This is a genomic window from Mesorhizobium sp. (genome assembly GCF_017306585.1).
In the GTDB taxonomy this organism is placed as follows: Bacteria; Pseudomonadota; Alphaproteobacteria; order Rhizobiales; family Rhizobiaceae; genus Mesorhizobium.
Map to the genome: position 1 here is coordinate 1 of NZ_JAFKIC010000045.1, position 7,783 is coordinate 7,783.

General features: G+C 64.4%; 7 protein-coding genes. 3 read left to right on the plus strand and 4 right to left on the minus strand.

Annotation, left to right across the window (positions count from 1 at the left end; translation table 11 throughout):
• The first annotated feature begins 241 nt into the window (after nt 1-241).
• Both J0I79_RS01685 and J0I79_RS01690 read left to right on the plus strand, forming a co-directional pair.
• The gene (locus tag J0I79_RS01685) at nt 242-1,642 is read left to right on the plus strand and encodes an oligosaccharide flippase family protein (RefSeq protein ID WP_292854879.1); all 1,401 of its coding nucleotides are present in this window, start codon (nt 242-244) and stop codon (nt 1,640-1,642) included.
• Complete coding sequence (locus tag J0I79_RS01690; protein WP_292854881.1) at nt 1,642-2,922, plus strand: GNAT family N-acetyltransferase; 1,281 nt, start codon at nt 1,642-1,644, stop codon at nt 2,920-2,922. The genes J0I79_RS01685 and J0I79_RS01690 overlap by 1 nt, the downstream gene beginning before the upstream one ends.
• A 76-nt stretch (nt 2,923-2,998) precedes the next feature.
• On the opposite strand, the gene J0I79_RS01695 is transcribed toward J0I79_RS01690, so the two are convergent.
• Genes J0I79_RS01695 through J0I79_RS01710 form a run of 4 tightly spaced genes read right to left on the minus strand, consistent with a single transcriptional unit; the run spans nt 2,999 to nt 7,187 of the window.
• Nucleotides 2,999-4,084: an extracellular solute-binding protein gene (locus J0I79_RS01695; protein ID WP_292854882.1), complete on the minus strand. Its 1,086-nt coding sequence runs from the start codon at nt 4,082-4,084 to the stop codon at nt 2,999-3,001.
• A gap of 59 nt (nt 4,085-4,143) precedes the next feature.
• Nucleotides 4,144-5,034, minus strand: a complete 891-nt coding sequence (gene aguB, locus J0I79_RS01700) for an N-carbamoylputrescine amidase (RefSeq protein WP_292854884.1) — start codon at nt 5,032-5,034, stop codon at nt 4,144-4,146.
• 9 nt (nt 5,035-5,043) lie between these two features.
• Complete coding sequence (locus J0I79_RS01705; RefSeq protein WP_292854886.1) at nt 5,044-6,105, minus strand: agmatine deiminase family protein; 1,062 nt, start codon at nt 6,103-6,105, stop codon at nt 5,044-5,046.
• A 59-nt stretch (nt 6,106-6,164) separates the two neighbouring features.
• Nucleotides 6,165-7,187: an agmatine deiminase family protein gene (locus J0I79_RS01710; protein WP_292854888.1), complete on the minus strand. Its 1,023-nt coding sequence runs from the start codon at nt 7,185-7,187 to the stop codon at nt 6,165-6,167.
• 95 nt (nt 7,188-7,282) lie between these two features.
• Between J0I79_RS01710 and J0I79_RS01715 the strand changes: the two genes are divergently transcribed.
• On the plus strand, nt 7,283-7,783 hold a 501-nt coding region (locus J0I79_RS01715), incomplete at its 3' end, for a LysR family transcriptional regulator (protein ID WP_292854890.1).

Here is a 7,783-nt window from a genome sequence, read left to right on the forward strand (position 1 = left end):
CAAGGCGCCCAAGGTCGCCCTCGTGGCCGTCGCACGAAAGATCCTGACCATCCTCAGCGCAATGATCCGAAACGACAAACCTTGGAATCCAAAACCATCCTGACAAACACAGTTGCTCATCCGCCTGCCGGCACCTTCTCCCCGTATAGGGACGGGGAGAAGGAAGCTCTCCACCCACGTTTTCTTAAGGTGTCTCGGCTACACCAAAGCCTGAAAAGAGGCGGAAAACGGAGAGTTCTGGGTGCGCTTTTCCGCGGCGACGACTGCCGGGCGGTTCCTGCCGCAGCGCTTGGCGCTGCGCGTCGGGCCATTGCTCGACCGCATCGACGCCGTGCTGTTCACCGCCGATGAGCGCGGCGAGGCCGGGCGCATGTCGGTCATCGCCTTCTCCATCCGCATCGTCAGCGCCGTCATCGCCTTCATCAGCCAGGTGCTGATGGCGCGCTGGATGGGTTCGTTCGAATACGGCATCTTCGTGCTGGTCTGGGTGACGATGGTCATCGTCGGCAACCTTGCCTGCCTCGGCTTCCACACCTCGGTCATCCGCTTCATTCCCGAATACCGCGAGCGCGGCATGATGGACGAGCTGCGTGGCATCGTCGTGGCCAGCCGCCTGTTCGTGCTCATCGCCTCGACTCTTATCGCCGGGCTGGGCGCGCTCGGCGTCTGGCTGGCGGCGCCCTGGCTCGAAAACTACTACGTGATACCCTTCATCCTCGGCATTATTTGCCTGCCGATGATCGCCCTGTCGGATCTCCTGCAAGGCCAGGCCAGGGCCAACAGCTGGGCGCTTTTCGCCCTCTCGCCGACCTATCTGGTGCGGCCGGTGCTGATCCTGCTGTTCATGGCGCTGATGCTTTGGGCAGGTTACGCTCCCGATGCCAGGACCGCGATCTTCGCCTCGATCGCGGCGACCTATGTCACCACCCTTGCCCAGCTGATCGGCGTCACCCATCGCATGGAACGCCAGATTCCGGCCGGGCCGATGACGGTGCATTTCGCGCAATGGTTCATCGTCTCGCTGCCGATCTTCCTGGTCGAAAGCTTCTTCTTCCTGCTGACCAATGCCGACGTGCTGATGGTCGGCGCCTATATGGACCCCAACGACGTCGCCATCTATTTCGCAACGGTCAAGACGCTGGCGCTGGTGCATTTCGTCTACTTCGCCGTCAAGGCCGGCGTCGCCCAGCGCTATGCCCAGTTCACCCATGGCGAGCCGGAGAAGCTCGCCGCCTTTGCCCGCGAGACGGTGTCGTGGACCTTCTGGCCGTCGCTCTTCATGGCGGTGCTGGTGCTGGTGCTGGGCAAGCCCATGCTCGTGCTGTTCGGTCCCGAATTCACATCGGGCTATCCCTTGCTGTTCCTGCTCGTCTTCGGCGTTGTGGCGCGTGCCGCCGTCGGCCCATGCGAGAGCCTGCTCACCATGAGCGGCAATCAGAATATCTGCGCCGCCGTCTATGCCATGACGCTGGCCTTCAACATCGGGCTCAACGTGGTGCTGATCCCGCTTTTCGGCCTGTGGGGCGCCGCCATGGCCACCGCCTTCGCCATGATCTTCGAAGCCAGCGCGCTGTCTTTCACCGTGTGGCGCAAGCTCGGCATCGTCATGGCCATCTTCGTGCCAGCCAAAGGAGCCGCCTGATGGCAGCCATTCCCCTGCTTGAGGAAACCAGCGGCGGCACCGCCGGCGCCATGGTGTCGGGCCTTGCCGGGCTCGGACGCGACGCCGATCCGGCCCATATCGAGATCCTTGCCAACAACCGGCCAGAGCGCAAGCTTGCCATCTATCCGGCGTCCGCCGGCTTCGACCTGGTCGAGGAACTGGACTATCTCTGCGCCCGCACGATCGAGCCGAACGTCTTCTTCAACCCGCGCTTCCTGGCACCGGCCATGCCCCGGCTGGAAGACCGCGAGGTGCGGCTGGCGGTCATCCGCGACGGCGACGAATACCGCAACCGGCTGCGCCTCCTGGTGCCGATCTCGGTCGAGCGCCCGGTGGTGCCGCTCGGCGTGCCGGTCATGCGCACCTGGTCGAGCCCGTTCGGTCCGCTCGGCACGCCGCTGATCGACCGCGACGACCCGGTCGGCGTGGTCGAGGACTTCTTTTCCATGCTGTCGCGCCCGCATCTCAAGTTGCCCAAGGTCCTCGTCCTGCCCGACGTCAGGCTCGACGGTCCCGTGGCGAGCCTGGTCGGCACCGTGGCCGAGACACGCGGCCTGATGCTGGTGACCACGAGCCAGACCTCGCGCCCGGTGCTGGAGAGCGAACTCGACGGCGACGATTATCTCAAGGCTTCGCTGCGCTCGCACCACTATCGCGAGTTCCGCCGTCTGAAGCGGCGCCTGGGCGATCTTGGCAAGCTGGAACATGTCGTGGCGCGCGCGCCTGAAGAAATCCGTCACGCCATCGAAAGCTTCCTGACGCTGGAGGCGTCCGGCTGGAAAGGCCGCGAGCGCACCGCCATGGCGATCGACCGCTTCCGCGCCGCCTTTGCCCGCGAGGCCGTGCACCGGCTGGCCGAACAAGACATGTGCCGCATCCATTCGCTGACGCTCGACGGCCGCACGATCGCCAGCCTGATCGTCTTCGTCGAGGCCGGCGTCGCCTATACCTGGAAGACGGCCTATGACGAGACATTGGCAAGCTATTCGCCAGGCACGCTGCTGATGATCGAGGTCACCAGGCAGCACCTCGACGATCCCAACATCATGATGACCGATTCCTGCGCGGTCCCCGACCATCCGGTAATGAGCAGGCTGTGGACCGAGCGCAAGCCGATGGGCACGCTGGTGATCGGGCTGACGCCGGATGCCGACCGTTCCGCCCGTCAGGCCGCCTCGCAATTGCATCTCTATCGCGAGACCCGCAACATGGCGCGCATCCTGCGCAACCGCATGAAGAGCCTGTTGCGGCGGCGCTAGGGCAGCCTGATCGTATTGTCGAAGCCAAGCGCTCCGGACCTGGCTGTTTCAGGCCCGGAGCGCTTACGCTCCCGGCCTATTCCAGGCCCTTGGCGCGGTTCCAGGCGCTCGACCACATCTTGAGCGCCTTCTGATCGAGCGCCTTCGGCAGATGGAAACGCTTCTGGGCCTCCGCCGAGGGGTAAAGATTCGCATCGCCGGCTATTTTCCCGTCCAGCATCGACAGCGCCGCCTTGTTCGCGGTCGAAAACCCGGTGTCATTGGCGGCGGCGGCGGCGATTTGCGGACGCATGACAAAGTCGATGAAGGCGTGCGCCGCTTCCGGGTGCGGCGCATCGGCCGGTATCGCCAGCACGTCGGCCCAGACCAGATTGCCTTCCTTCGACAGGCGATAGGTGATGGAGAAGGGCCGCTTTGCCTCCTTCGCCCTGATGTCGGCTATGTGCATGTCGCCGGAGAAGCCGAGCGCCAGGCAGGCGTCGCCTTCGGCAAGGTCGTTGATGTAACTCGAACTGTGGAACTTGCGCACATAGGGCCGAATCTTGGCGACTACGTCGACGGCCTTCTGCAGCACGTCCGGGTCGGTGGTGTCGGGATCGAGCCCGAGATAGATCAGCGCCAGGCCCAGCACCTGTTCCGCGTCGTCGAGCATGACGACGCCGCACGGTGCGAATTTGGCGACGATCCCTGGATCGAAGAGCATGCGCAGCGAATCGACCGGGGCATCGGGCATGATCGCGTGGACCTTGTCGATGTTGTAGCCGACGCCGGTCGTGCCCCACATCCAGGGCACGCCATGCGCCCCGTCCTTGTCGACTTCGTCGACGCGGGCGACAACGGCCGGGTCCAGATTGCCCAGATTGGAAAGCCGGCTCTTGTCCAGCGCGCCCCAGACGCCGGTCGGAAGCTCGCGCTGCATATGCGGCGACAGGTTGATGGTGACGACATCGTAACCCGAGCCGCCGGTCAGAAGCTTGGTTTCGACGATGTCGTTGGAATCGAACAGATCGTAGGTGACCTTGATGCCGGTCTCCTTCTCGAATTGCGCGACCGAGTCGGGACCGAAATAGGATTCCCAGGAATAGAGGTGCAGCACCTTCTCCTCGGCCAGAGCCGGGGACGCAAAAAGGCATGCCGCGACAAGCGCGAGCCAGATCTTCATCATTTCCTCCCTTGGTGAAACCCCGCTGCTTGCGGGGCCATGCTCTCAGGCGAAGCGTGTCAGGCCGCATTCCGGGCGAGCAGACGCTCCGGCGTCGGTTGCATCAGCGCGTCGTAGAGATCGTAGCGCCGGTCGCGAAACACGCCCCAGTCGCGCCTTGCCCTGGCAATCTCGTCGAGGTCGAGGGCCGCGGTGATCACGCATTCGCAGACGCGGTCGGCTTCCGCCAGCTTGGCCCCGGTATGATCGGCTATGAAGGACGAACCGTAGAACACCACGGCGCCGGTCTCGCCTTTCTCGGCGCCGACCCGGTTGGCGGCGATGACCGGCGTCAGATTGGCGCCCGCATGTCCCTGCATCACGCGCTGCCAGTGATCCCGCGAGTCCCAGCCGGGATAGGACGGCTCGGAGCCTATGGCTGTGGGGTAGATCAGCACCTCGGCGCCCATCAGCACCATGGCGCGCGCCGCCTCGGGAAACCACTGGTCCCAGCAGACACCCGTGCCGATCCTGCCGGCGGCGGTTTCAAAGACGCGAAAGCCGGTGTCGCCATCGGCGAAGTAGAACTTTTCGCAGTAGCCCGGACTGTCGGGAATATGGCTCTTGCGGTAATGGCCCAGCACCTTGCCGTCGGCGTCGATCATGACCAGCGTGTTGAACAGGCGCGAACCATCGCGCTCGAACAGCGAGACCGGCAGCACCGTGCCCGTTTCGCGCGCCAGAGCGCTCATGCGCTCGATGGTTGGATGACCTGCCAGCGGACGGGCGCGTGCGTCGTGGCGCCGATCCTCGTCGATGCAGAAATAGACGCCCTCGAACAGCTCCTGCAGCACGACAAGCCGCGCGCCGCGCCCTGCCGCCTCGCGAACACGGCCTTCAAGCTTTTCGAGATTGGCCTCGACGTCGTCGGTGCAGGAAATCTGAACGGCGGCGGCAATCAGCTGACGCATGGTTTCATCTCACAAGGGTTGTTGCTGGGTGACGCAATGGATGCCGCCGCCATTCTCGTAGATGCGGTCCATGTCGAGCTGGACGATGCGCCGATCCGGATGCAGCCGGCCGAGCGTCTCCTTCGCCAGCGCGTCGGCTTTGCCGTCGCCGAATTGCGGCGTGTAAAGCGCGCCGTTGCCGACATAGTAATTGGCATAGCTGGTCAGCACGTCGTCGCGCGTCGAGCGCACCTCGGTGGCGGCCGGAATGGAGATCACCTCGAAGCCGCGCCCCCTGGCGTCCCTGGCCTTGGCCAGGATGGCGAGCGACTCGGCGTGCGCCCGGCCCCATTCGGATGTATCGCCAGGCCAGGCGCTGGCGACGACCAGCCCGGGCTTCACGAAGCGCAGCGAGCCGTCGATGTGGCCGTCGGTGATGTCCTTGGCCCGAACGCCGGGAACCCAGATCACGGTTTCCACGCCCAGGATCGACTTGAGATGCTCCTCGATTTCGGCGCGGCTCAAACCTGGATTGCGATTGTCGTTGACCCAGCAGCTCTCGGTCAGCAGCAAGGTGCCGTCGCCGTCATATTCGACGCCGCCACCTTCGCCCCGGATCGACGCAACATGGCTGGGGACGCCGAGATGCCCGGCAACGCCGGCCGCGACCTCGGCATCGCGGGCATGCGCTTGCTTGTTGCCCCAGCCGTTGAAGCCGAAATCGACGGCGGCGATGGACCCCTTCGCGGAACGCACGAAAACCGGACCGGTATCGCGCATCCACATGTCGTCCGTCGCAAGCTCGACGAGTTCAACCTTTGCGCCGCAAAGTTCGGCGGCGAGGGCGTGCTGATCCGCCGGCGCGACCATCGCCACCGGTTCGTTCTCGGCGATAGCCGCCGCGAGCCTGCCCAGCGTTTCCTGGACGCTCTCGTAATAGGCCCCGGACCCGCCATAGATTGCCGGCGTGCTCGGCCAGGCCATCCAGGTCCGGGCATGCGGCTCCGCCTCCGCGGGGGCAGCCCATGTCAGGTCGTCGGCCCTGACTGCGTTGATCGCGATCTCAGGCATGACCGCCAGGCCTGCTGCCATGATGACTTTGCGACGCGTCCATGATGCCCTCATTGGTTCACCTGCGTAAAAACAAAGAGTTAGACCGGCTGTTCCTGGGTGATGCAGTGGATGGCGCCGCCCGCCGGCACGACGGCGCCGACATCGACGGTGACGATGCGCCGGTCCGGGAAGGCCCTGACAACAGCCGCCTTTGCCTCTTCACCGGACGGGCGGCCAAAGGTCGGCATCACCACACCGCCATTGGCGAGCGCGAAATTGATGTAGGAACGGGCGAAGACCGCGCTGGTCGCCTCGACGTCATAGGCCTCGGGGATCATGATGACCTCGAAACTGCGCCCACGCGCATCGGTCTGGCCGCGCAAGGCGGCAAGATTGTCGGCCAGGATACGGCCATGCAGGTCGGATGGGGCGGGATTGTATTCGAACATCACCACGCCCGGCCGCACGAAGCAGCACATGCCGTCGACATGGCCGTCCGTCTCCAGGTCCAGCGGATCGCCGGGCAGCCAGACGACCTTCTCCATGCCCAGCATGCGCATGAGTTCCTTCTCCACCCAGGCCTTGGCCATGCCCGGATTGCGGTTGGAATGAAGCAGGCTGGTCTCGGTCACGATCAACGTGCCCTGCCCATCGGTGGTCAGCGAGCCGCCTTCGCAATGCAGGAAAGAGCATAGGGCAAGCGCCCCCTCATGCGCCAGCACACGCTCGGCAAGGGCATTGTCCTGATCATAGGGCTCGTGCTTGCGGCCCCAGGCGTTGAAGCGCCAGGACACGCCGGCCAGACCGCCATCGGCCAGTTTCAGGAAAGTCGGGCCGGAATCGCGTATCCAGCAGTCGTCGATCGGAATTTCGACGACCTCGATCCTTTCGCCGAGCATGGCCCGCGCGCTTTCGGCGTGATCGGGATGGGCCACCATGCTGACCGGCTCGAACTCGCGGATGGCACGGGCGACATCGGCATAGGCCTGCTGCATGGCCGGCAGTGCGGCCGCGTACATATCCCGCCGGTGCGGCCATGCCATCCAAGTCCTGGCATGAGGTTCGAACTCGGCCGGCCGGCGGAACCGCAATTGCTGTGTCGGCCATTCAACGGCGTTCATGAAATGCTCCATTCATTTACAGCTCTCATTGTTAAGCAGGCATCATCGCCTTACAACTGAGAAGGATTCCTGTTCGAAATGAATGGAATTCATGGATGGTGAAGTTCAGACATATTCCGCCCACCCAGTTTCTGAAGGGGTTCGAAGCCGCCTCGCGTCTGGAAAACTTCAGTCGCGCGGCCGAGGAACTGGGCCTCACCCAGTCCGCCATCAGCCATCAGATGCGGCTGCTGGAAGGTCATATCGGCCAGCCGCTGTTTCTGCGCAGCGGTCGTGAGGTTCGTTTGACGGATGCCGGACGCGATTATCAACGCACGGTGCGCCGCTGCCTCGAACTCATGGAAGAGGGTTATCGCCGCCTCGAGCCCTATCGAAAACCGGGCAGCGTGGTCATCTACGCCCCGCGCGATTTCGCCCGGCGTTGGCTGCTGCACCGCCTGCCGTCCCTGCGGGCGGCGGTGCCCGGTTGCGAACCCTGGCTGGACACCAGCGGGACGCCCGTCGACTTCGAGACCCTGGAAATCGACCTGGCGATCGTTCACGCCGACGCGCCGCCGGAGGGTTGTGAAAGCCTGCTGATCGCCAGGGACGCGTTG